This window comes from Salinicola sp. RZ23 (assembly GCF_003206675.1).
Lineage (GTDB): Bacteria > Pseudomonadota > Gammaproteobacteria > Pseudomonadales > Halomonadaceae > Salinicola > Salinicola endophyticus.
The window spans coordinates 505,341-530,023 of record NZ_PZJK01000007.1; the positions used below are offsets into that span (position 1 = coordinate 505,341).

22 protein-coding genes are annotated in these 24,683 nt (G+C 66.8%); 14 read left to right on the plus strand and 8 right to left on the minus strand.

Going from position 1 to position 24,683, the window contains the following annotated elements; genetic code table 11:
• Positions 1-152: 152 nt before the first annotated feature.
• Both tsf and rpsB read right to left on the minus strand, forming a co-directional pair.
• Positions 153-1,019, minus strand: a complete 867-nt coding sequence (gene tsf, locus DOM67_RS08435; RefSeq protein WP_110675172.1) for a translation elongation factor Ts — start codon at positions 1,017-1,019, stop codon at positions 153-155.
• A gap of 165 nt (positions 1,020-1,184) precedes the next feature.
• Complete coding sequence (gene rpsB, locus DOM67_RS08440; RefSeq protein WP_035472496.1) at positions 1,185-1,919, minus strand: 30S ribosomal protein S2; 735 nt, start codon at positions 1,917-1,919, stop codon at positions 1,185-1,187.
• A 389-nt stretch (positions 1,920-2,308) separates the two neighbouring features.
• On the opposite strand from rpsB, the gene map reads away from it, so the two are divergent.
• The 7 genes from map to DOM67_RS08475 all read left to right on the plus strand — a co-directional run bounded on the left by map (position 2,309) and on the right by DOM67_RS08475 (position 10,075).
• Positions 2,309-3,100, plus strand: coding sequence for a type I methionyl aminopeptidase (gene map / locus DOM67_RS08445; RefSeq protein WP_110675173.1), 792 nt, complete (start codon positions 2,309-2,311; stop codon positions 3,098-3,100).
• Positions 3,101-3,164: 64 nt separating this feature from the next.
• Positions 3,165-5,837: a [protein-PII] uridylyltransferase gene (locus DOM67_RS08450; RefSeq protein ID WP_110675174.1), complete on the plus strand. Its 2,673-nt coding sequence runs from the start codon at positions 3,165-3,167 to the stop codon at positions 5,835-5,837.
• 85 nt (positions 5,838-5,922) lie between these two features.
• Entirely contained in the window at positions 5,923-6,270 is a 348-nt protein-coding gene (locus DOM67_RS08455) for an ArsC family reductase (protein WP_110675175.1), read from the plus strand.
• 73 nt (positions 6,271-6,343) lie between these two features.
• A complete protein-coding gene (gene dapD, locus DOM67_RS08460; RefSeq protein WP_110675176.1) occupies positions 6,344-7,366 on the plus strand; it encodes a 2,3,4,5-tetrahydropyridine-2,6-dicarboxylate N-succinyltransferase in 1,023 nt (340 codons plus the stop codon).
• Positions 7,367-7,382: 16 nt separating this feature from the next.
• Positions 7,383-8,540, plus strand: a complete 1,158-nt coding sequence (gene dapE / locus DOM67_RS08465) for a succinyl-diaminopimelate desuccinylase (protein WP_110675177.1) — start codon at positions 7,383-7,385, stop codon at positions 8,538-8,540.
• Positions 8,541-8,547: 7 nt separating this feature from the next.
• Positions 8,548-8,940 carry a hypothetical protein gene (locus DOM67_RS08470; protein ID WP_110675178.1) on the plus strand — a complete coding sequence of 131 codons (393 nt, stop codon included), beginning with the start codon at positions 8,548-8,550 and terminating at the stop codon, positions 8,938-8,940.
• A 163-nt stretch (positions 8,941-9,103) separates the two neighbouring features.
• Complete coding sequence (locus tag DOM67_RS08475) at positions 9,104-10,075, plus strand: cation diffusion facilitator family transporter (protein ID WP_232825185.1); 972 nt, start codon at positions 9,104-9,106, stop codon at positions 10,073-10,075.
• A gap of 105 nt (positions 10,076-10,180) precedes the next feature.
• Here the strand turns inward: DOM67_RS08475 and DOM67_RS20205 are convergent, their stop codons facing one another.
• Complete coding sequence (locus DOM67_RS20205; protein WP_035472481.1) at positions 10,181-10,663, minus strand: cold shock domain-containing protein; 483 nt, start codon at positions 10,661-10,663, stop codon at positions 10,181-10,183.
• 301 nt (positions 10,664-10,964) lie between these two features.
• Here DOM67_RS20205 and DOM67_RS08490 point away from each other — a divergent pair, with 301 nt between their 5' ends.
• Positions 10,965-11,240 carry a SlyX family protein gene (locus DOM67_RS08490; protein WP_110675179.1) on the plus strand — a complete coding sequence of 92 codons (276 nt, stop codon included), beginning with the start codon at positions 10,965-10,967 and terminating at the stop codon, positions 11,238-11,240.
• A 133-nt stretch (positions 11,241-11,373) separates the two neighbouring features.
• Here DOM67_RS08490 and trxB read toward each other — a convergent pair whose 3' ends face one another.
• The 3 genes from trxB to DOM67_RS08505 all read right to left on the minus strand — a co-directional run bounded on the left by trxB (position 11,374) and on the right by DOM67_RS08505 (position 13,480).
• A complete protein-coding gene (trxB, locus tag DOM67_RS08495; RefSeq protein ID WP_110675180.1) occupies positions 11,374-12,327 on the minus strand; it encodes a thioredoxin-disulfide reductase in 954 nt (317 codons plus the stop codon).
• A 183-nt stretch (positions 12,328-12,510) separates the two neighbouring features.
• Complete coding sequence (locus tag DOM67_RS08500; RefSeq protein ID WP_110675181.1) at positions 12,511-13,113, minus strand: peroxiredoxin; 603 nt, start codon at positions 13,111-13,113, stop codon at positions 12,511-12,513.
• A 160-nt stretch (positions 13,114-13,273) separates the two neighbouring features.
• Positions 13,274-13,480 (minus strand): CPXCG motif-containing cysteine-rich protein, encoded by a 207-nt coding sequence (locus tag DOM67_RS08505; RefSeq protein ID WP_106419440.1) that lies wholly within the window; start codon positions 13,478-13,480, stop codon positions 13,274-13,276.
• A gap of 397 nt (positions 13,481-13,877) precedes the next feature.
• Between DOM67_RS08505 and acnA the strand changes: the two genes are divergently transcribed.
• A complete protein-coding gene (gene acnA, locus DOM67_RS08510; protein ID WP_110675182.1) occupies positions 13,878-16,640 on the plus strand; it encodes an aconitate hydratase AcnA in 2,763 nt (920 codons plus the stop codon).
• An 18-nt stretch (positions 16,641-16,658) separates the two neighbouring features.
• Here acnA and DOM67_RS08515 read toward each other — a convergent pair whose 3' ends face one another.
• A complete protein-coding gene (locus DOM67_RS08515) occupies positions 16,659-17,420 on the minus strand; it encodes a response regulator transcription factor (RefSeq protein WP_110675183.1) in 762 nt (253 codons plus the stop codon).
• Entirely contained in the window at positions 17,417-18,661 is a 1,245-nt protein-coding gene (locus tag DOM67_RS08520) for an ATP-binding protein (RefSeq protein WP_198651761.1), read from the minus strand. The genes DOM67_RS08515 and DOM67_RS08520 overlap by 4 nt, the downstream gene beginning before the upstream one ends.
• A 356-nt stretch (positions 18,662-19,017) precedes the next feature.
• Between DOM67_RS08520 and DOM67_RS08525 the strand changes: the two genes are divergently transcribed.
• Genes DOM67_RS08525 through DOM67_RS08545 form a run of 5 tightly spaced genes read left to right on the plus strand, consistent with a single transcriptional unit; the run spans position 19,018 to position 24,516 of the window.
• Positions 19,018-20,220, plus strand: coding sequence for an ABC transporter substrate-binding protein (locus DOM67_RS08525; protein WP_110675185.1), 1,203 nt, complete (start codon positions 19,018-19,020; stop codon positions 20,218-20,220).
• Positions 20,217-21,665, plus strand: coding sequence for a sugar ABC transporter ATP-binding protein (locus tag DOM67_RS08530; RefSeq protein ID WP_110675186.1), 1,449 nt, complete (start codon positions 20,217-20,219; stop codon positions 21,663-21,665). Before DOM67_RS08525 ends, DOM67_RS08530 begins: the two co-directional genes overlap by 4 nt.
• 1 nt (position 21,666) lies before the next feature.
• On the plus strand, positions 21,667-22,599 hold the full coding sequence (locus DOM67_RS08535; RefSeq protein WP_110675187.1) for an ABC transporter permease: 933 nt from the start codon (positions 21,667-21,669) through the stop codon (positions 22,597-22,599).
• A gap of 46 nt (positions 22,600-22,645) precedes the next feature.
• A complete protein-coding gene (locus tag DOM67_RS08540) occupies positions 22,646-23,584 on the plus strand; it encodes an ABC transporter permease (protein WP_110675188.1) in 939 nt (312 codons plus the stop codon).
• Entirely contained in the window at positions 23,581-24,516 is a 936-nt protein-coding gene (locus tag DOM67_RS08545) for an SMP-30/gluconolactonase/LRE family protein (protein ID WP_110675189.1), read from the plus strand. The genes DOM67_RS08540 and DOM67_RS08545 overlap by 4 nt, the downstream gene beginning before the upstream one ends.
• Positions 24,517-24,683 lie beyond the last annotated feature (167 nt).

Sequence of the window (24,683 nt, forward strand, 5' to 3'; positions counted from 1 at the left end):
CTCCTGGTGATTGCGGGGCGTGTCGGCAGGACCGATGGAGGAGCGCGATTCTCATCCAGCGGATACGCGAAGGCGTGCGCTCTCGCGCACGCCATCACAGGGAGCATGAGCGGACGCCTGGCGACCACCGCTCCCGACAGAAAGCATGGGGCTCAGCGGCGAGCCTGTTCCATGACTTCCTTGGCGAAATCGACCTCTTCCTTCTCGATGCCCTCGCCGACCTCGAAGCGCGTGAAGCCGACGACTTCGCCGCCAGCAGTCTTGGCGTATTCGGCCACGGACTGGTTCGGGTCCTTGACGAACGGCTGCTCGGTCAGGCTGTTCTCGGCCAGGTACTTCTTCAGACGGCCCTGGACCATCTTCTCGGCGATTTCGCTCGGCTTGCCGGCCATGTCCGGCTGCGCCAGGATGATCGCTTTTTCCTGGTCGAGCTGCTCCTGCGGCATCTCTTCCGGACGGGCGACGACCGGGTTGATCGCGGCCACGTGCATGGCGATGTCCTTGGCCACCTCGGCGTTGCCACCCTTGAGCACGGTCAGCACACCGATACGGTCGCCGTGGACGTAGGCACCGACCACGCCACCTTCAGGCGCATCGACGATCACCGCGCGGCGCACGGAGATGTTCTCGCCGATCTTCTGCACCAGCTGGTTGCGGGCGTCTTCCAGCTCACCGTCCATGACCGCGGCGATGTCTTCGGACTTGGCCTCGAACACCTTGGCCAGCACCTTGTCGGCGAAGCTCTTGAAGTTATCGTCGCGGGACACGAAGTCGGTCTCGGAGTTGACTTCGAGCATCGCCCCGTAGCTGCCGTCGGCGGCCACACGGGTGAGGATGGCGCCTTCGGCGGCGGTACGGCCGGCCTTCTTGGCTGCCTTGAGGCCAGAGTTCTTGCGCAGATCTTCGATCGCACGCTCGATGTCGCCCTCGGCTTCGGTGAGTGCCTTCTTGCACTCCATCATGCCGAGACCGGTACGCTCACGCAGTTCCTTGACTAGAGAAGCGCTGATAGCTGCCATGTGAGTCCCTCTGAGAATCGCTGTTTCGTCTGACGAACGGCGCCCGCGGGGCACCGCTGCGGGTGTAAAAAGGGGGCTCGATAGCCCCCTGTGTCTGCGCTGATGTCGGCGATCCGGTGACCGCCCTGCGGGAGCACGCTCAACGCAGACGCGATGCCTGCGGCGTTACTCGGCCGCGGCGTCGCTGGTCTCGCTGACTTCGACGAACTCGTCCGGACGACCTTCCTTCGCCTTGGCGCAGGCATCGGCGATCGCCTGCACGTAGATCTGGATCGCGCGGATGGAGTCGTCGTTACCCGGGATGACGTAGTCGACGCCGTCCGGGTTGGAGTTGGTGTCGACCACACCGATGACCGGGATGCCCAGCTTGTTGGCTTCGTTGATCGCGATGCGCTCGTGGTCGACATCGATCACGAACAGCGCGTCGGGCAGGCCACCCATCTCCTTGATACCGCCGATGGAACGCTCGAGCTTCTCCTGCTCGCGGGTCGCCATCAGGACCTCTTTCTTGGTCAGCTTCTCGAAGGTGCCATCTTCACGCATGGTCTCGAGTTCACGCAGACGCTTGATCGACTGACGGATGGTCTTGTAGTTCGTCAGCATGCCGCCCAGCCAGCGGTGGTTGACGAACGGCTGACCGACACGATTCGCCTCTTCCTTGATGATCTTGCTGGCGGAACGCTTGGTACCGACGAACAGGATCTTGTTGTTGGAAGCGGCCATCTTCTCGACCACGCCAGTGGCTTCGAGCAGCGCCGGCAGGGTATGTTCGAGGTTGATGATGTGAATCTTGTTACGCGCGCCAAAGATGTACTGACCCATCTTCGGGTTCCAGTAACGGGTCTGGTGACCGAAGTGTGCACCTGCCTTGAGCAGGTCGCGCATGTTGACTTGTGCCATGGTGACTCCTGAAGAATCGGGTTGGGCCTCCACACACCCCATGGATCCGACCGTTCGGCGTTGCCGTCACGGCACCCGGGACCATGTGTCGGTGCGTGTGTGTTTTTTCCGGTGACGCCCCCAGACGAGTGCGTTCACCGCCACTGTCGCGTCGACCGCACGTACCGCACTCGCCTTATAGGCAGTGGGGTCGCTTCGCGTCCCTGGGGCATGAGGCATCTTCTATCTCGTGCCGCGTCAGGACGGGAATTGCAGTCGAGCGCGCGGCTTTATACCATAGAACCCACGCAAGATGAAGTCGCCGGTCGTCGAAGCCACTGCCTCGACGCCGTCTCCGTCGTCTCTTCACCACGGCCTGCGACACCCACCGAACTCCGCTGCGAGAGCGCATGAACATTCCACGCAAGACACCCGACGAAATCGAAAAAATGCGCGAAGCCGGCCGTCAGGCCGCCGCCGTGTTCGACATGATCACCCCACACGTCGTCGCCGGCGTCTCCACCGGCGAGCTCGACCGCCTGTGCCACGACTTCATCGTCAAGGAACTCGGCTCGACCCCGGCACCGCTTAACTACCACGGCTTCCCCAAGTCGATCTGCACCTCTCTCAACCACGTCGTCTGCCATGGCATCCCCGATTTCGACAAGAAGCTAAAGCATGGCGACATCATGAACATCGACATCACCGTGAAGACCGCCGACGGCTATCACGGCGACAGCAGCATGATGTTCGTGATCGGCGAGACGATCCAGGGCGAGCGCCTCTGCCGAGTGACCCAGGAGTGCCTCTACAAGGCCATGGCCGAGGTGCGCCCGGGTGTGCGCCTCTCCACCATCGCCCGGGTGATCCAGGCCCACGCCGAAGGCTTCGGCTATTCGGTGGTGCGTGACTTCTGCGGCCACGGCATCGGCGCCGGCTTCCACGAGGAGCCTCAGGTGCTGCACTATGACGGCTATGCGCCCGAGGCCGACGCCGAGCTGGCGCCCGGCATGTGCCTGACCATCGAGCCGATGCTCAACGCTGGTGGCTATCGCACCAAGGTGCTGCGTGACGGCTGGACCGCAGTGACCAAGGACAAGAGCCTGTCGGCACAGTGGGAGCACACCCTGCTGGTCACCGACACGGGCGTCGAGGTGCTCACCGCCCGCGCCGACGAAGACCTGAGTTTCCTCTCCGCCTGACCGGCCCCTGCCCGCCCGGGGGTCGCCTGGCGCCCCCCTTCATTGATCGGGAGCGCTCGCGTTCATGCTGCTGCATCACTACCGGTTCCAGCCCGACGAGTCCCTGTTCGACGTCGCCGCATTCCGTGCCGAGCTCGCCCGTGAGCGCCAGCCCATCCCGGCGTTCAAGCAGGCCCTGGCGACTCTCCACCAACGTCTCGATGCGCGCTTCCGCCAGGGCAGCGATATCCGCGACCTGGTTCACGGCCGCGCCTGGTGCCTGGATCGGCTGCTCGAGGTGGCCTGGGAACGCTTCGACTGGCCCGACGACGGCATCGCCCTGCTCGCGGTGGGCGGCTATGGCCGCGGCGAGCTGCACCCCTACTCCGACATCGACCTGCTGCTGCTGCTCGAGCACGACGACGACACCCCCTATCGCGAGTCGCTGACCGGCTTCATCACCTTTCTATGGGACATCGGCCTGGAGATCGGCCAGAGCGTGCGCTCGCTCAACGACTGCGAGCGCGAGGCCCGCGCCGATATCACGGTCATCACCAACCTGCTCGAGACCCGCACCCTGGCCGGCCCCGAGCGGCTGCGCGGGGCCATGCGCGAGCGTCTGTCGGCGCGCCACATGTGGTCGTCGGCGGCGTTCTTCGAGGGCAAGTGGCAGGAGCAGATCAGCCGCCACTACAAGCACAACAACTCCGAGTATCACCTCGAGCCCAATATCAAGAGCGCCCCGGGCGGGCTGCGCGACATCCAGATGATCGGCTGGGTCGCCAAGCGCCACTTCGGCCCGCTGCGCTACGAGGACGTGGTCGCCCAGGGCTTCATGAACGATGCCGAGCTGCGCATCCTGAGCCAGGGTCAGGCCTTCCTGTGGCAGGTGCGCTACGCCCTGCACATGCTCACCGGGCGCGCCGAGGATCGCCTGCTGTTCGACCACCAGCGCGCCCTGGCAGCGCTGTTCGGCTATGTCGACACCCGCGAGCGGCTGGCGGTGGAGCAGTTCATGAAGGCTTACTACCGCCACGTCACCGCCCTGGCCGGCCTCAACGACATGCTGCTGCAGCACTTCGACGAAGTGATCCTGCGCGCCGGTGAAGCGCTCGAGGTGAAGCCGATCAACCCGCGCTTCGAGACCAAGGGCGGCTATATCCAGCTGCGCCACCCCAACGTTTTCGTACGCCGCCCGGGGGCGCTGCTCGAGCTGTTCCTGGTGATGGCCCAGCACCCCGAGATCGAGGGCGTGCGTGCCGACACCATCCGCCAGATCCGCGACCACCGCCATCTGATCGACGACGCCTTCCGTCAGGACCTGCGCCACCAGAGCCTGTTCATGGAGCTGCTGCGCAGCGGCGGCGACGTCCCCACCCAATTGACGCGGATGAACCGTTACGGCGTGCTGGGCAAATATCTGCCCGAGTTCGGCGAGGCGGTGGGGCTGATGCAGCACGACCTGTTCCACATCTATACCGTCGATGCCCATACCCTGCGCCTGCTGAGCTTTCTGCAGCGCTTCCGCGAGGCCCGCGACAGTGACGAGTACAGCGTCGCCATCGAGGTGATCCAGAAGCTGCCCAAGCTCGAGCTGCTGTGGATCGCCGGGCTCTATCACGACATCGGCAAGGGGCGCGGCGGTGACCACTCCCAGCTGGGCGCGGTGGATGCCGCCGACTTCGCCACCCGCCATGACCTGTCGCCCTGGGACACGCGCCTGGTGGCGTGGCTGGTAGAGCACCATCTGCTGATGTCGAAGACCGCGCAGAAGCGTGACATCTCCGACCCCGACGTGATCCACGCCTTCGCCCGCACCGTGCGCGACGAAGTTCATCTCGACTATCTCTACGTGCTCACCGTGGCCGACATCAGCGCCACCAACCCCTCGCTGTGGAACGGCTGGCGTGCCTCGCTGATGCGCCAGCTCTACACCGAGACCCGGCGGGTGCTGCGGCGCGGGCTCGACAACACGATCGACCGCCAGGGCTGGGTCAGCGAAACCCGCGAGGAGGCGCTCGGCCTGCTGCGCGCCATCGGCGCCGACAGCGAGCGGGTCGAGGCGCTGTGGCAGACCTTCGGCGAGGACTACTTCCTGCAGTACACCGCCAGCGAGATCGCCTGGCAGACCCAGGGCATCCTCGCCCATCAGGAAGCGCTGCCGCTGATCCTGGTCAGCGCCCCCAGCGCCGACATGACGGAAGGCGGCACCAAGATCTTCATTCACACACGCTCGGTGGACGACCTGTTCGCCGCCACCGCCGCGGCGATGGAGCAGCTGGGGCTGTCGATCCACGACGCACGCATCGCCACCTCCAGCGACGACTGGACGCTCAACACCTTCATTCTGCTCGACGACGACGGCGATGCGATCCGCGATCCGGCGCGACTCGAGGAGGTGCGCCGCTATCTGGTGGAGGAGCTCGACGACCCCGACGACTACCCGCAGATCGTCAGCCGTCACACGCCGCGCCAGCTCAAGCACTTCAAGGTGCCGATCGAGGTGATCATCGAGCAGGACCCGGCCAACGAGCGCACCTCGCTGGAGCTGATCGCCCCCGACCGACCAGGCCTGCTGGCGCGGGTCGGGCGCATCTTCATGGAGCAGAACATCGCGCTGTCGGCGGCCAAGATCGCCACCCTGGGCGAACGCGTCGAGGACGTCTTCTTCATTACCGACAAGCAGGGCCGCCAGCTGACCGACCCCGAGGCCCAGCGCCGCCTGCGCGAGCGCCTGTGCGAGGCGCTCGACGTCTGACCCGGGGCATGACGACCCGGTTTGAGCCGTGGTGCCGGGGCGCCTATAATCGGCGGCTTTGCGACACTGCGAGCGGCCGGCGACCATGACCACCACCCTGTATGGCATCAAGACCTGCGATACCTGCCGCAAGGCGCGGCGCCAGCTCGCCGACCAGGGCATCGAATACCGCTATCACGACCTGCGCGAGGATGGCCTGGATGCCGAGCTGCTCGATCGCCTGCTCACCGCGGCCGACTGGCAGACGCTGCTCAACACCCGCAGCACCACCTGGCGCGGGCTCGACGATAGCGACAAGCAGAACGTCGACGCGGTGCGAGCACGCGAGCTGATGCTGGCCCACCCCACGCTGATCAAGCGTCCGCTGCTGGCCCAGGGCGAGGGGCTGATCGTCGGCTTCGACTCGGCACGCTACGCCGCCCTGGGGTCGTGACAGCCGCCATACCACCCGATATCGCCACTCTCACAACCCCATTCACCGCCTTCATGATCAAGAGGATTTCGCGATGCTGAGCTTCGCACTAGGAACCGGCACCCAGAACACCCAGGGCGACTGGCTCGAGGTCTACTACCCGGCACCGCTCTACCAGCCTGCCGAGGCCGTGGTCAGCGCCGCGCGTCAGGCACTGAAGGGCGGCGAGGATGAAGTGGTGAGCTTCCTGCCCGAGCATTGCGCCGAACTGGCCCAGGCACTGCGGGATGCCGGCGCCCCCGAGCAGGCGGAGGCCGCCGAGGCGTTCGCCACGGCCCAGCGGCCGCTGGTCGCGGTGTTCCTGGCAGAGGACCACGCGCCGGCGAGCGTGCCTGAGGTCTATCTCAAGCTGCATCTGCTCTCGCACCGCCTGGTCAAGCCGCACGGGATCCAGCTCGACGGCATGTTCGGCCTGCTCAAGAACGTCGCCTGGACCAGCGAAGGCGCCATCGATGTCGAGGAGCTGCCCGCCCGCCGTCTCCAGGCACGCCTGGCCGGCCGCCCGCTCTCGGTCGACTGCGTCGACAAGTTCCCCAAGATGACCGACTACGTGGTGCCCAAGGGCATCCGCATCGGCGACACGGCGAGGGTGCGCCTGGGCGCCTATCTGGGCGAGGGTGTCACGGTGATGCATGAAGGCTTCTGCAACTTCAACGCCGGGGCCGAAGGGCCGGGCATGATCGAAGGCCGCATCTCCGCCGGCGTATTCGTCGGCAAGGGGTCCGACCTGGGTGCCGGCTGCTCCACCATGGGCACCCTCTCCGGCGGCGGCAACGTGGTCATCAGCATCGGCGAGAACTGCCTGATCGGCGCCAATGCCGGCCTCGGCATCCCGCTCGGCGACCGCTGCACCATCGAGGCCGGGCTCTACGTCACCGCCGGCGCCAAGGTGACCGTGCTCGACGACCAAGGCGAGGAGGTAGAGACCGTGGCCGCACGCGAACTCGCCGGTCAGAGCGATCTGCTGTTCGTACGCCACTCGGTGAGCGGGCGCCTGGAGTGCCGGACCAACAAGAGTGCCGTGGCACTCAACGACGCCCTGCACGCCCATAACTGATCCGGCCGGAGCCACCATGTCTGACGCGCCATCGACGACCGCGCCCTCTGCCACCCAGGCCCTGGCCCTCGAGCTGCTCGCGCGGCCGTCGGTCACGCCGGACGACCACGGCTGCCAGGCGCTGATGATCGAGCGCCTGGCGCGGCTCGGCTTCAACGTCGAGCGCATGACCATCGGCGGTATCGACAACTTCTGGGCTACCCGCGGCCAGCACGGCCCGGTGCTGGCCTTCGCCGGCCACACCGACGTGGTGCCCAGCGGTCCGGAGAGCGCCTGGCAGTATCCGCCGTTCGCTCCGCGCATCGATGCCGAGGGCTTCCTGTGCGGCCGCGGTGCCGCCGACATGAAGGGCAGCCTGGCGGCGATGGTCACCGCGGTGGAGCGCTTCGTCGCCGAACACCCCGACCACGCCGGACGTATCGCCTTTCTGATCACCGCCGACGAGGAGGGTCCGGCGATCCACGGCACGCGGGCCGTGGTCGAGCGTCTGCGCGAACGCGCCGAACCGCTCGACTACTGCATCGTCGGCGAGCCCTCCTCGACCCGCACCCTGGGTGACGTGATCAAGAACGGCCGGCGCGGCTCCCTCGGTGGCGTACTGCGGGTGCACGGCATTCAAGGCCATGTGGCCTACCCGCACCTGGCGCGTAACCCGATCCATCAGGCGCTGGCGGCACTGCAGGCGCTGGTCGACGAGCACTGGGACGCGGGCAACGAGTTCTTCCCCGCCACCAGTTTCCAGATCTCCAATCTGCATGCCGGCACCGGCGCGACCAACGTGGTGCCCGGGGAGCTGGAGGTGACCTTCAACTTCCGCTACTCCACCGAGGTCACCCAGGCCGGACTGCGCGAGCGCGTCGCCGCCCTGCTCGACGCCCACGGCCTCGACTACCAGCTGGAGTGGACGCTCAACGGCGAGCCCTTCCTCACCCCGGGCGGCCTGCTGCTCGAAGCCGCACGGGCGGCCTGCGAACAGGAAGCCGGCATCACCCCGACGCTCTCCACCTCGGGGGGCACTTCCGACGGGCGCTTCATCGCCACCCTGGGCACCCAGGTGATCGAACTGGGCCCGGTCAACGCCACCATCCACCAGGTCAACGAACGCATCCGTGCCGAAGACCTCGATATCCTGAGCCGCGTCTATGAAGCGACGCTGGTGCGGCTGTTCACCTGAGGAAGCCATGCAGCGTTTTCCCGACATCGAGATCTACCTGGCCCAGGCCGACGTCGACGCCATCACCGCCTGGCTGCGCGAGGCGCTGGACGACGACGCCCTGACGCTTGCACGCAGCGGCAAGGGCATCTGGCGCGGCAAGGCGACACGCGAGGCGCGCCCGATCAATATCATGCTGGTGGAGCGCGCCGCCGATCACTTCGCCAGCCTGTGGTTCGACTGCGACGCCACGCCCTGGCCCCGCGACACCGATTGCGCCCGGGACGCCGCGGCCCAGCTCGGCTGCGAAGCGCGCTGTTCGCTCGGCGGCTGGCAGCCGGGCGACGACCCTGACCGTTTCTGGCAGGTGCTGCCCGAAGGCCAGGAAGGCACCATCGACTGGCCCGACCCCGGCCAGTGAGCCCAAGGCCCGTCCCGGGCCGCGGGCATCCTCTATACTGCGCACACTGCGCTGTCGCCATGGCGCCGCACGGGCCCGCCCGTGGCGGTGACCTCGGCGACGGCGCCCCATTCGCGTTCAGGCCCATCAATAACCGGGCCACATCAGGACAAGGAGGTCCCGCGTGGCAGAATCCAAAGCGGTCATCTTCGCGGCCATGGGCGGCAACCTCGCCATCGCCGTGACCAAGTTCGTCGCCGCCGCCATCACCGGCAGCTCGGCCATGCTCTCCGAAGGCATTCACTCGGTGGTCGACACCGGCAATCAGATCCTGCTGCTGCTCGGCATGCAGAGGGCCAAGCGGCCACCCAGCGAGCAGTTCCCGTTCGGCCATGGCAAGGAGGTCTACTTCTGGAGCTTCGTGGTCGCGCTGCTGATCTTTGCGGTGGGCTCCGGGGTCTCGCTCTACGAAGGGGTGGTGCACATTCTTCACCCCGAGCCGATCGAATCCCCGCTGATCAACTACATCGTCCTGGGCCTCGGCATTCTCTTCGAGGGCGCCTCCTGGGCCTTCGCGCTCCACGCCTTTCGCAAGACCAAGGGCAAGTGGGGCTATCTCGAAGCGGTCCACCGCGGCAAGGATCCGTCGATGTTCGTGGTGGTGTTCGAGGACTCCGCCGCCCTGCTCGGCCTGCTGGTCGCCATGGCCGGGATCGGCCTCAGTCAGTGGACCGGGCTGGCCATCTTCGATGGCATCGCCTCGGTGGTCATCGGGTTGATTCTCGGCGGCACCGCGATCTGGCTGGCGATGGAGACCAAGGGGCTACTGATCGGCGAAGCGGCCAACCGCCATGTGGTCGACGACATTCGCCAGCTTTCGCGTGACGCCGAAGGGATCGAGCAGGTCAACGAGGTGCTGACCATGCACATGGGCCCGGACTTCGTCCTGGTCAATCTGAGCGTGCGTTTCGCGCGTAACGCCCGGGCGGAGCAGATCGAACGCACCATTGTCGAGCTCGACCGCAAGATCAAGCAGCGCCATGACGCGGTCAAGCGCATCTTCGTCGAGGCCGAGGCGCGCGCCGGGGTGGACAACAGAGAGCAAGAGAACAAGCCCGGCGGCAGCGGTGGCGAGATGCCCGCCCCTGCCGGCTGATACCGCGGCGTCACGCCGGGCCGTGCCCCTCCGCCGGACATAAAAAAACCGCCCCCGACGTCAGGCGCCGGGGGCGGTTGGGGTCGTTGAGATGGTGGCTGGTGCTCAGGTGATGACGGTGACGTCGTCGGCCTGCAGCCCGCGATCGTTCTCGATCACGTGATAGCGCACCTTCTGCCCCTCGGCGAGGGTACGGTGGCCCTTGCCGCGAATGGCGCGGAAGTGGACGAAGACGTCTTCGCCGCTGGCGCGGGTAATGAAGCCGTAGCCCTTGTTGACGTTGAACCACTTCACTTCGCCCAGCTCGCGGTCGTCGTTCTCGACGTCTGCCAGCATGGCGGCAGTCACCGCCTTGGGTGTTGCCGGCGACAACAGCGAGACCGTCAGCGTCGCCAGCAGCAGGACAATGAAGACCGCCAGGACCGTGGCCGCATACATCGCCGAGACACCCTCGACGTTCAGAAACCAGGTGAGATCGGTGGCCAGGACGCTACTGATCAGGGTGATCAGCAGACCGATCAGCAGTGGCGAGGGAATGGAGAGGAGTAGACTGATCAACGTACAGCGTAGAAAGACCTTGCTATTCATGGATTCTCATATCTCTAGACGTCGGGATAGCGGAACGCGCACCGCCCAGGGGCGGGCAGGTAAGGGAAGCGCTGAATAAATCGCCGAGCGAGATGAAAGACAACGCGCACGGAGCTCAGAAGGCGAGACATAACATGGGGTTAGGCGAGCCTTCGAGTACCGCGCAACGCAGCCATTCGCTCGTGCAGGCATTTATGCAGTGGTTCCTAAGGTTGTGATACTGACTACTTGTATTACCAATGACCGGCCTCATATAGCGCCGGCTGACGATCCTCGAACAGACATGCCAAAGGTGCCGTGAATGAATGATGAGACACAGCCTTCGAAGTCTAACACGGCAAATCCCGCCTCGCTCAGGTCGGCCGAGGCGCGCCTGGAGGCGCTGGAGAGTCGCCTGACCTATCAGGAGGATTGGCTGGAAACGCTGGATGCACGGGTGCGTGAGCAGTCCGCCGAGATCGAGCGGCTGACCCGGATCAACGCCCTGATGCAGCAGCGCCTGCGGGAACAGCGCAGCGCCCTGGATGCCCTCGACGGCGGCAGCGAGAGCGCCCACGAGCGCCCACCCCACTACTGAGCGCAGCGGCTAGGCGGGCGCCTCTCGGCGCTCGCAGCGGTCGTCCCCCGACGGGGTGCCCTATCTAACGCAAGCGGCCCGGCATCTGCCGGGCCGCTTGTCGTTTACCGCCGCGCCATGCGCAGCGGCGCCATCACTCCAGGCCGTCGAGATAGCGCTCGGCATCGAGCGCTGCCATGCAGCCGCTGCCGGCGGAGGTGATCGCCTGGCGATAGACGTGATCCATGACGTCACCGGCGGCGAAGACACCGGGCACGCTGGTGGCGGTGGCATTGCCCTCGAGCCCCGAGTGGACACGGATATAGCCGTTGGCCATCTCGAGCTGGCCCTCGAAGATACCGGTGTTGGGGGTGTGGCCGATGGCGATGAACACGCCCATGACATCGAGCTGCTTGGTCTCGCCATCCAGCGTCGAGCGCAGACGCACACCGGTGACACCGCTGCCGTCACCCAGCACCTCGTCGAGGGTGTGGTTCCACTCGACGGCCATGTTGCCGTTCTCGACCTTCTCGAACAGCCGATCCTGAAGGATCTTCTCGCCGCGCAGGCCGTCACGGCGGTGCACCAGGGTGACCTTGGAGGCGATGTTGGAGAGATAGAGCGCCTCCTCCATCGCGGTGTTGCCACCGCCCACGACCACCACTTCCTGGTTGCGATAGAAGAAACCGTCGCAGGTGGCACAGGCCGAGACGCCCTGCCCCATGAACTGCTGTTCGGAGGGCAGGCCCAGGTAGCGGGCGCTGGCTCCGGTGGCGATGATCAGCGCGTCGCAGGTATAGGTGCCGTTGTCGCCCTTGAGCGTGAACGGGCGCTGGCGCAGCTCGACCTCGTGGATATGGTCGAACAGCACCTCGGTCTGGAAACGCTCGGCATGCTTGCGCATGCGCTCCATCAGCTCCGGCCCCTGCACCCCGGCATCATCGCCGGGCCAGTTGTCGACGTCGGTGGTGGTGGTCAACTGACCACCCGCCTGCATGCCGGTGATCAGCAGCGGCTTGAGATTGGCGCGTGCCGCATAGACGGCCGCGGTGTAGCCCGCCGGGCCGGATCCCAGGATGATCAGACGTTCGTGACGCGCGTCGCTCATGGCTACCTCGGTTGAATGAAACGGTTGAACGGTGGGTACGCTATACAGTCGGCGTGATAAGGCAAAACGCCCTGTGGGATGATCCGCTGACCGAATCATGCCACAGGACGCCAATCGAGGACTCGCCGCGGCGAGCCCAGACGCCGGAGGCGACCCGCTGGGTCGCCTCCGGCGTGTGACTGCTTACAGATGGTCGGCGTGGGCGCCGAGGTACTTGGCCACGCCTTCGGCGGTGTCCTTCATACCTTCCTGGCCCTCTTCCCAGCCCGCCGGGCACACTTCGCCGTGGGTCTGGTGATACTTGAGCGCCTTGACCATGCGCAGCATCTCGTCGACGTTGCGGCCCAGCGGCAGGTTGTTGACCGTCTGGTGCTGTACCACACCCTCTTCGTCGATCAGGAAGGAGGCGCGCAGGGCAACGCCGGCTTCCGGATGCTCGATGCCGTAGGCCTGGCAGATCTCGTGCTTGACGTCAGCCACCACCGGGAAGCCGACTTCGCCGATGCCACCGGCGTCCGGAGAGGTCTTGCGCCAGGCGTAGTGGGTGAACTGGGAGTCGATCGAGGCCCCGATCACTTCCACGCCGAGCTCCTTGAACTGCGCCAGACGGTTGTCGTGCGCGATGATCTCGGACGGGCAGACAAAAGTGAAGTCCAGCGGCCAGAAGAACAGCACGCGCAGCTTGCCGTTGGTCTCGGAGAACCGGAAATCGTCCTTGATGGCACCGTCGGGCATGACCGCAGCGGCTTCGAAATCCGGGGCTTGGCGTCCTACGAGTACACTCATGGGCTTCTCCTGTCGTAGCATGGGTGGGGAGTAGAGAAATCGAAGCCGATTAGACTAACGACTGACTCCTTGATACTTCAATTTAATTGCCACAATCAAGGATATAGGCAATCACTATCGATCATGTGACGTCGGCGTCCGTGTCGCCGACCGCCGTCACCTATAGCACGTCATCGTCGGTGGCCAGGGTGACTGTCTCCAGCTCCCCCTCGGCATCCACGTCGACGCGCAGTTGAATCGGCTGGCAGCACACCGCGCAATCTTCCCAGGTCACGTGGCCGCCAGCACTCACGTCGAGCAGCAGCGTGAATGGCGCATCGCAGTAGGGGCAGTGCACCGGCCATTCGCGTAGCGCTTCATATGCCATCACGCCTCCTCATCCATGCCATCACGACACTTTCGCGTCGTCACCGACGCCATCGTCGCGGGCTGCATCGTCGCTGAGCTGAGCTAAGCTTGAATTGGTGTCGGCAGGCGCGACTTTCAAGGCCCCACTGCCATCGGTGTGCAGACGATCGAGAGGCGCGCGGGATTGAAAAGACATGCTATGGTGCCCATGCTTATTGTCGACAACTTTATATCGACCGCGTCATGTCGCAGAAACGACCCCACGCAAAGATTGGAAAATGTATAGAGCGCGCCGCCAAGACGGCCGCCAGCCAGGAGCCCCCGACGGCCACGATGCCGTCGGACCGTCGCTAAGGAACCGGACCGGCAGCCATCGAAAGATCCATGGCCGCGCCGCCCAATGAGGAGGATGATCCATGTCTAACGCCCCCGGCCAGACGCTGACGTCCCTCGACGTCAACGGCAAGACCTTCCACTACTACAGTTTGCCCAAGGCGGCGGAGAGCCTCGGCAACATCGACAAGCTGCCGATGACGCTCAAGGTGCTGCTCGAGAACCAGCTGCGCTATGCCGACGACGAGAGCGTCGCCGCGGAGGATATCGTCGCCCTCGCCGAGTGGCTGAAAGCGGGCAAGTCGACCCGCGAGATCGGCTATCGCCCCGCCCGCGTGCTGATGCAGGACTTCACCGGTGTGCCCGGCGTTGTCGATCTCGCCGCCATGCGCGACGCGGTGAAGAAGCTCGGCGCCAAGGCCGAACGCATCAATCCGCTGTCGCCGGTGGATCTGGTCATCGACCACTCGGTGATGGTCGACCACTTCGGCGACAAGTCCGCGTTCAAGGACAACGTCGCCATCGAGATGGAGCGTAACCAGGAGCGCTACGAGTTCCTGCGCTGGGGCCAGAACGCCTTCGACAACTTCCGCGTGGTGCCGCCGGGCACGGGTATCTGTCACCAGGTCAACCTGGAGTACCTGGGCAAGACGGTGTGGACCAAGGAGGTCGACGGCAAGACCTACGCCTTCCCCGACACCCTGGTGGGCACCGACTCCCACACCACCATGATCAACGGTCTCGGCGTGCTCGGCTGGGGCGTCGGCGGCATCGAAGCCGAGGCGGCGATGCTCGGCCAGCCGGTATCGATGCTGATCCCCGAGGTGGTCGGCTTCAAGCTGACCGGCAAGCTCAATGAGGGCATCACCGCCACCGACCTGGTGCTGACGGTAACCCAGATGCTGCGCAAGAAGGGTGTGGTGGGCAAGTTCGTCGAGTTCTACGGCGACGGCCTCAAGGATCTGCCGCTGGCCGACCGCGCCACCATCGCCAACATGGCCCCCGAGTACGGCGCCACCTGTGGCTTCTTCCCGGTCGACGAGGAGACCCTCAACTACCTGCGCCTGACCGGCCGCGACGAAGATCAGATCGAACTGGTGAAGGCCTATACCCAGGCTCAGGGGCTGTGGCGTGAAGCCGGTGCCGAGCCCACCTTCACCGACACCCTGCACCTGGACATGGGCGAGGTCGAAGCCTCGCTGGCCGGACCCAAGCGCCCGCAGGACCGGGTCGCGCTCTCCGACATGAAGGCGACCTTCGAATCCCTGATGGCCGGCGAGCAGCCGGATGCCTCCCACGAAGAGAAAGCCAAGTGGACCGGCGAAGGCGGCGATACCGCCATCGGCGCGCCGCCCGCCGACGGCGAGGCCTACAACAGCGGTGCCGATTACCGTACCGGTGACAGCCAGGAGGTGACCTACGACGACGAAACCTTCTCGCTCAATCACGGCGCCGTGGTGATCGCCGCGATCACCTCCTGCACCAACACGTCCAACCCCAGCGTGATGATGGCCGCCGGCCTGCTGGCGCGGAAGGCCAAGGAGAAGGGGCTGACCACCAAGCCATGGGTCAAGACCTCGCTCGCCCCCGGCTCCAAGGTGGTCACCGACTACCTGGCCGCAGGCGGCGTGCAGGACGATCTCAATGCGCTCGGCTTCAACCTGGTGGGCTACGGCTGCACCACCTGTATCGGCAACTCCGGGCCGCTGCCCGAGCCGATCGAGAAAGCGGTCAACGATGGCGATCTCACCGTGGCCTCGGTGCTGTCGGGCAACCGCAACTTCGAGGGCCGCGTGCATCCGCTGGTCAAGACCAACTGGCTCGCCTCGCCGCCCCTGGTCGTTGCCTACGCCCTGGCCGGCAACGTGCGCAAGGATCTGTCGAAGGAGCCGCTGGGCAAGGATCAGGACGGCAATGACGTCTACCTCAAGGATATCTGGCCCTCCCAGGCCGAGATCGCCGAGGCGGTAGAAAAGGTCAAGACCGAGATGTACCGCAAGGAGTACGCCGAGGTCTTCGACGGCGACGAGATCTGGCAGTCGATCGAGGTACCGGAGAGCGAGGTCTACGCCTGGTCGAAGGACTCCACCTACATCCAGCATCCGCCGTTCTTCGAGGACATGGGCAAGGAGCCCAAGCCGGTCGAGGACATCCAGGGTGCGCGCGTTCTGGCCAAGCTGGGTGACTCGGTGACCACCGACCACATCTCGCCGGCCGGTTCGATCAAGCCCGACAGCCCCGCCGGCAAGTACCTGCAGGAGCACGGGGTGGCGGTGAAGGACTTCAACTCCTACGGTTCGCGCCGGGGCAATCACGAAGTCATGATGCGCGGCACCTTCGCCAACGTGCGTATCCGCAACGAGATGCTCGACGACGTCGAGGGCGGCTATACCCGCCACGTGCCCAGCGGCGAACAGATGTCGATCTACGACGCGGCGATGAAGTATGCCGAGGACGACACCCCGCTGGTGGTGATCGCCGGCAAGGAGTACGGCACCGGCTCCTCCCGCGACTGGGCCGCCAAGGGCACCCGCCTGCTCGGCGTGCGTGCGGTCATCACCGAGTCCTACGAGCGCATCCACCGCTCCAACCTGATCGGCATGGGCGTGCTGCCGCTGCAGTTCCCCGAGGGCGAAAGCCGCGAATCCCTGGGCATGACCGGTGACGAGATCGTCTCCGTCGAGGGCCTGGCGGATCTGAGCCCGGGTGGCAGCGTCAAGGTGACCATCGAAAGCGACAAGGGCACCAAGAAGATCGACGCCCTGTGCCGTATCGATACCGCCAACGAGCTGGAGTACTACCGCCACGGCGGCATCCTCCACTACGTGCTGCGCAGCATGCTGTGAGGCGTTGACGCCTCGCTGCTACAGAGCCCCGTCGGCCCCCTGGGTCGGCGGGGCTTTTTCATCGGCAGGCCGTGCGGCCAGCCAGCACTCGAGATCGTGCTGCGCGGTCTCCAGCCTCTCCAGGTTGAGCGTACGCGTGGAGATCGCCCGCGACAGCGCGCGCACGCGCTTGTTGAGCCCCGGCAGCGCCTGCTCCTCGCCGTTGACCCCGAGCTTGTCGTAGAGCGTCAGCAGTCGATTCTGCACCGTGCGCAGCGACAACCCCTGACGCTCGGCGATCAGCCGGTCCTGCAGCCCCAGGGCGAGATCCAGCAGGACCGCATACTCGCTCTGGCTGAGCGAGTGTCGCGGCGAGGCGCTGCGCCGGCGCAGGCGCTGGATCTCGCGATCCATCATCACCTGCCCTTCCAGCAGCACTGCCCGCAGCACCAGCTTGAGACGCTCGCGGCTGGCGGTCTTGAGCACGTAGCCATAGGCGCTGTGGGCCGGCACGATGTCGGCGACCCCGCGCAGATAGGCCTCGTCGGAGTAGTTGGACCAGAACAGGATGCGGGTGCGCGGGCGTTCGTGCCAGATGGTGCGTGCGGCCTCGATGCCGTTGCGCCGCGCCATCTGCAGGTCCATCACCACCGCCTCGAAGCGCCCGGCGCGCGCCGCCGCTTCGCCCTGCAGCCCGTCCTGGACGTGCAGCGTCTCGGTCACCTCCGGCAGCGCCTCGGCGATCACCCCCTGCAGGAAGGAGGCGTGGAACTGATCATCCTCCACCACCAGGATCTTCATGCGGCGATCTCCCCCGGCGGCAGCGCCAGACGCACCGCGACCCGGGTGCCGACGTGCTCGAAGATATCCAGGGTGGCACCGATCAGCCGCGCCCGGGTGCGCATGTGGACCAGCCCGGACTGACGCGTGCCGGCATTGGCGAGCCCCTGGCCATCGTCATCCACGCTGACGCACAGGGTGTTCTCGGCCGCCAGCGTCACATGCACCTCGATGCGCTCGGCGCGGGCATGTCTCGCGGCATTGTTGATCGCCTCCTGGACGATGCGATAGAGCGCGGTGCGGGTCTCCCCGGGCAACCGGTCAGGGGCGCCCGCGGTGAGATCCTCGACCAGGATCTGGATGCGCTCGCCCTCGGTGGCTCGCTCCAGATGATCGCGTACCGCATGGTGGAAGCCGAACAGATCGAGCAGCTTGGGCGCGGTGCGATCGATGATGCAGCGCAGGTCGTCGATGCTCTGGGCCAGCGCCTGCGCCAGTGCCTCGCGGCTGGGCGGTGGCCCCGCGCCCTCGAGCTCGCGCAGCAGGCGGGTCAGATCGGCCAGGGTCTGGTCGTGCAGGTCCATGCCGATGCGCTGCCGCGCCTGCTCCAGCGCCTGGGTCAACTGCAGCGATCCCTGGCGCAGCCACTCCTCGCTGGCCTGGGTCTGACTGCGACCGTGGGCCTGCTGGCGCAGCTCGGCGGCGCCGTGCAGGGCGTGGAACACCGGCGCCAGCGGTGCCGCCAGACGCTGGATCAGGGCCACGTCGGCGGCCTCGAAGTGGTCGGCCTCGCGATGCGAGACGCTCAACGCACCGATCACCTGGCCACCGCTGCGCAGCGCCACGTGCACCCGGCTGCGTAGTTGATGAGCGAAGATCGGCTCGCAGCAGGCGCCGGCGAAGATCTGTCGCGGATCGAGCAGCGCGTTGGCGCTGACCATCAGCGGCACAGAGCCGTCGAGCACCGAGCGGATCGGCGAGCAGTCGAGCCGCGTACGTCGCGCCGACCAGTGGGTGCTGATGCCCACTTCATAGCTCACCGACCACTCGGGCCCGTCGTGGAGGCAGACATCGGCATGGGTGAATGGCAGCAGCGGCGTCAGCGCCTCGGCGACCCGATCGAGCGCGCCCTGGATATCGCTCGCCGCACCCAGCAGTGCGGGAAGCCGCAGCAGCAGCGCGGTGACCGCGGCCTCACGCGCCGCCGAGGTCTCGCCGGGCGACGTCGCTGCCAGGGGCTGGGGGGTGGTCGTCTCGCTCACGCCGAACTCCTCTCTCTCATGTCCTGCTTGGCCCGAACGGCCTGCAGGGCCCAGGAGACCTGCAGGGCCATGGGACGTGCACGCACCCGGACGCGTGAATCTCGGGCACGAACCGGACGCCGGGGCGACCAGCATAGCGGTATCGCCGGCGCCTTCCCCTCATCCTTAAGTTGAGGACCAAACTGCGGGAACCCGCAGCATTTGTGCGGGGGGCCGCCTTTACACCTCAGGCCGCCACGCCCAACCATGGATCCACCTGGACACGCGTCCAATACCACGCCCCGCCCGGGGCGATTTCCGCACCGCCAGCGCGACCCGATCGCGACGGCGGGCGGCAGGAGAGATGGGAGCCGAGCATGACCCCGGATAACGACAAACGGCGCTGGCGGGCCGGCCTGCTGGGGCTGGCCTTGAGTGCCGCGGCGCTGAGCGCGCACGCCGACACCCGTGGTGAGGCAGCAGCCTCGCCGCAGAGCCCAGCCCGGACTCAGGTCGAAGGCCAAACCCAGGCCCCACCTCAGGAGAGTGCGACCGCGGACAAGCGCATCGCACTGTCCAACAACTACGCCGGCAACGCCTGGCGCCAGCAGATGCTCGCCGCCTGGCAGGCGCAGACCGCGCCGGCGGTCAAGACGGGTGTGGTCGCCGCCGCCGATGCCTTCACCATCGGCGAGAACCAGCCCACCGATCAGGCCGCCCAGATCCAGAACCTGATCCTGCAGGGCTACGACGCCATCGTGATCGACGCCGCCTCGACCACCGCCCTCAATGGCGCGGTGCAGGAGGCCTGCGACGCCGGCGTGGTAGTGGTCTCGTTCGACGGCATCGTCACCGCCCCCTGCGCCTGGAAGATCGTCAACGACTTCCACGCCTGGGGCCGCGAGCAGGTCGACTACATGGCCAAGCGCTTCCCCGACGGCGCCAACCTGCTCGAGGTGCGCGGGCTGCCGGGCACCTTCGTCGACGACGATCTGCATCAGGGCATCGTCGACGAGCTCAAGCACTACCCCAAGCTGCATATCGTCTCCTCGGTGGAGGGTGACTGGGCCCAGGACGTGACCCAGCAGGCAGTGGCCGGTGTACTCCCCTCGCTGCCGCACATCGACGGCGTGCTCAACCAGGGCGGCGAGGCCTACGGCGTGGCCCAGGCATTCCGCGCCTCGCAGCGCGAGATGCCGGTGATCATCTTCTCCAACGCCCAGGACGAGCTGGCGTGGTGGGCCGAGCAGCACCGCAAAAACGGCTACCAGAGCATCGCCATCTCCAATGCCCCCGGCATCGCCGTGGTCGCCTTCTGGGTGGCACAACGTATTCTCGCCGGCGAAGACGTACCCAAACAGCTGACGGTGCCGCTCTATCACATCCGCCAGGACCAGCTCTCCGAGGTGCTGGCGCATACGCCCAAGGGATCGGTCGCCGACCAGATCTTCACCCGTGCCGACGTCGAAAAGCTGATCCAGCAAACCCGAAAGGCGGCGGCACCGGGTACCGAAGCGGCCGCTGCACCCGCGAAGGCCAGCGCCGCGACCCCGGCCCCCGCTCAGGAGCCCAAACCATGAATACCCCCCAGCCAGTGGAAGCGGTGGTGGCCCTGCGCGGCGTGCACAAGCAGTTCGGCGCGGTCAGGGCAATCGATGGCATCGACCTCACCCTGGCCCCCGGCGAGTGCGTGGGCCTGGTGGGCCACAACGGCGCCGGCAAGTCGACCCTGGTCAATCTGATCAACGGCACGCTCAAGCCGAGCCAGGGCGAGATCGACAGCCACGTGACCCGCGGCGGCCGCGGCAGCGCCATCCGCTCGGTGTTCCAGGAGCTCTCGCTGTGCCCCAACCTGAGCGCGGCCGAGAACCTGCGTATCGCTCACCCCACGCTCAAGGGGCTCGGCTGGCGCCGCCGCGCCGGGGCAGAGATCCGTACCAGCCTGGACCAGGTGTTTCCCGGCCACGGTATCGATACCGACGCCCGGGTCGACACCCTCTCCATCGCCCAGCGCCAGATGATCGAGATCGCCATCGGCTTCGCCCCGCGCGGCGGCCAGGCGCGATTGGTGATCCTCGACGAGCCCACCTCGTCACTCGATGCGGGTATCGCCGAGCAGATGCTGGCCCACGTCGAGCGCTTCTGCGCCGAGGGCGGCACGGTGGTGTTCATCTCGCACATGCTGGGCGAGATCTTCCGCGTTGCCAGCCGCATCGTGGTGATGCAGGACGGCCGCGTGGTGGCCGAGCGTGAAAGTGCCGGGTTCGACCGCGACTCGCTGGTCGACGCCATGGGCCACGTGGCGCAGCACGCGCCGAGCGGTGAACAGCGCCGGCATGCCGAGGGCAGCGCGCCGGCCGGGGCGGCGAGCGAGACAGTGATCGAGGATGCCGCCGGGCTGAGCGCGCGGCGTGGCGAGATCGTCGGCCTCGCCGGGCTCGCCGGCCACGGCCAGGCCGAGGCCCTGGCCAAGCTCTACTTCGCCGGCACTTCCGGCTGGCGCGCACCGCGAAAGCCCCGGATGGCCTTCGTCGCCGGCGACCGCGGTCGCGACGGGGTGCTGCCGCTGTGGTCGATCCTGCGCAACCTGAGCCTCTCGGTGCTGCCGGCCGGGGCCCGTCGTGGCGCGGTGGATCGCCGCGCCGAGGCGACGCTGGGCCGCGAGTGGCAGCAGCGCATCGGCATCCGCAGCGACGACCTGGGCAACCCCATTACCTCACTCTCCGGCGGCAACCAGCAGAAGGTGCTGTTCGCCCGGGCGCTGGCGTCGAGCGCCCCCATCGTGGTGATGGACGACCCCATGCGCGGGGTCGATGTCGGCACCAAGCAGGAGGTCTACGCACTGATCCGCGCCGAGGCCGACGCCGGCCGGACTTTCCTGTGGTACTCCACCGAAACCGAGGAGGTGTGTCAGTGCGATCGTGTCTTTGTCTTCCGCGACGGCAAGATCTCGGCCGAACTGAGCGGCGCCGAGATCAGCGAAGAGCGCATCCTGGCCGCCTCGTTCGAGATGCAGGAGAACTGAGATGACCCGTCATTCGATCTCACCGCGCAAGCTGCTGCCGCTCATCTCGTTCAGCGTCCTGCTGATCGCGACCTTCGCCCTGCAGGAGCGGGCGATGAGCTATCTGGGCCTGAACCTGCTGTTCAATCTGACCATCCCCATCGCCCTGGCGACCATCGGCCAGCTGCTGATCATCATGGTCAACGACATCGACCTCTCGGTGGGTGCATTCGTCAGCCTGGTGGCGTGCATCGTCTCCACCCTGCTGGTGCAGCACCCCTGGCTCGGCTGGCTGGCGCTGGCCGGCCTGGTGCTCGCCTACGCCGCCCTGGGGGCGCTGATCCACCGCTTCGACCTGCCGGCGATCGTGGTCACCCTGGGCATGTCGTTCATCTGGGGTGGGCTGGCGCTGGTGATCATGCCCGCCCCCGGCGGCACCTCGCCGGAGTGGCTGCGCGCAATGATGACGGTCAAGCCGCCGCTGGCGCCCATGGCGGTGGTGGCGGCGCTGTTGATCGCCGCCGCGGCGCATCTGCTGATCATGCGCTCGGGGATCGGCACGGTACTGCGTGGTCTGGGCGGCAACTCACGCTCGGTGGCCCGCGCCGGCTGGCGCCTGAGCGGGCTCTATGCCCTGACCTACGGCCTCGCCGGGGTCTTCGGGGTGCTTGCCGGCCTCACCCTGGTGGGGCTCTACACCTCATCCGGGGCCAGCGTGGCCTCCAGCTATACCCTACTCAGCATCGCCGGGGTGATCCTCGGCGGCGGCGAGTTCATCGGCGGCCGGGTATCGCCGATCGGTGCGGTACTAGGGGCATTGACGCTGTCGCTGGCGGGGTCGCTGCTGGCCTTCATGCACATCTCGCCGGACTGGCAGATCGGCGCCCAGGGTGCGGTGCTGATCCTGGTACTCGCCGCGCGCCTGCTGTTCACACGCCGCGAAGCGCTGCTCTGAGGCTCATCTCCACGCGACTCCTCTACTAACTGCAAGGATCGACGCCATGCAAAGCCTGATCTCGCGGCCCTGGCTCTGGGCCTGGCTTGCCGCCATCGCGGTCTTCGCCCTCTCCATCGCCCTCTCCGGTGCGGCCCAGGCGGGCGGGCTACTCTACGCCGCACTCTCTTTCGGCGCCTTCGCCGCCATCGTCGGCATCGGCCAGATGCTGGTGATCACCCTGGGGCCGGGCAATATCGATCTCTCGATCCCCGCGGTCATGACCCTGGCCGGCACTCTCGCCCTCAAGGCGATGGACGGCGCTCCCGGCACCGCGCTGCTGGGGCTGGGCGTCGCCCTGCTGGTGGGCCTGGGCGCCGGCGCGGCCAACTTCGCGCTGATCCGGCTGCTGCGCCTGCCACCGATCATCGCTACCCTCGCCGCCTCGCTGCTCTATCAGTCGCTGGCGATCTGGTCCAACCGCGGCCTGCGCATCAAGCCACCGGCGGCGCTGGCCGACTTCGCCACCGGGCGAACCCTGGGGGTGCCCAACGTGGCGCTGATCGGCGTGCTGCTGGCGCTGGTCGTATGGTGGCTGCTGGAGCGCGGGCTGTGGGGGCGCTGGCTGCTCGCCACCGGCCAGAATCCACGCGCAGCGAGGCTCGCCGGGGTCCCGGTGGAGCGCGTGCGCGCCAGCGCCTACCTCAGCGTGGCACTGCTGGCAGGACTTGCCGGCTATCTGCTGGCAAGCTTCTCCGGCGGCGCCGCACTCAACATGGGACAGCAGTATCTGCTGCTGTCGATCGCCGTGGTGGTGATCGGCGGCACCTCGATCGCCGGCGGCTTCTCCAATGTGCCCGGGGTATGGGGTGCGGCCCTGTTCATGTTCCTGGTGGTGTCGATGCTCAATGCCTATGGCTTCGATGCCGGCGCACGCATGATGCTGACCGGGGTGATCATCATCGCGATCGTGGTCGCCGCCAACGCCCGGAGACGCCGCGCATGATTCCTACCCCGGACCATCTCAACACTCGCGATCCGCGCTTCGCGCGGCTGGTTCACCCCATGGCGCCGCTGACCCGGCTGGCCACCGGCTTCACCTGGACCGAGGGGCCGGTGTGGTTCGGTGATCACCAGTGTCTGCTGTTCTCCGATATCCCGACCCAGCGCCTGCTGCGCTGGTCGGCGCACGACGGCGTCACCACTTTCCGCGAGCACACCGAATTCAACAACGGCAATACCCGTGACAACCAGGGACGCCTGGTGAGCTGCCGCCACGGCCGCCGCGACGTTATTCGCACCGAGCCCGATGGACGTCTCAGCGTGCTCGCCTCGCACTATGCCGGCGGGCGGCTCAACTCGCCCAATGACGTGGTGGTGAGCCGTGACGGCGCGATCTGGTTCACCGACCCCACCTATGGGCTGATCTCCAATTTCGAGGGTTACCGCACCGAGCCCGAGCAGCCCGCCCGCCACGTCTTCCGTCTCGACCCCGAGACGGGTGCTCTGGCCGCGGTGGCGAGCGACTTCGTCCAGCCCAACGGGCTCTGTTTCTCTCCCGACGAGCGCCTGCTCTACGTGGCCGAGAGCGGTGCCACCCACGACCCCACGGTGGCACCGGTGATCCGCCGCTTCCGGGTCAGCGGCGAGACGCTCGAGGACGACGGCATCTTCGCCGAGATCGGCGCCGGCGTGCCCGACGGCATGCGCGTGGACCGCGAGGGCAACCTGTGGTCGTCGGCGGCCGACGGGGTGCACTGCTTCGCCCCCGACGGCACCCTGCTGGGGCGCATCCTGATCCCCGAGACGGTCTCCAACCTGTGCTTCGGCGGCAGCGACGGGCAGCGCCTCTACATCACCGCCACCACCTCGATCTACAGCCTGTTCGTCGATGTCCAGGGCGCCGAGTGGTGGACCCAGTGCCAACGCGAGGCGTGACCCGCGAGCCGCGACGCACCCGCGGCGGCGAGGCGCTGTCGGGCCCGCCGCCGATCCCTTAGACTTGGCGGCTTGGCGACCGGACATCGCGGCAAAGACCGCGCCGGCTCAGGAAACGCTGAATAAATCGACGAGCGAGATGAAGCGCAAGGCGCATGGAACACAGA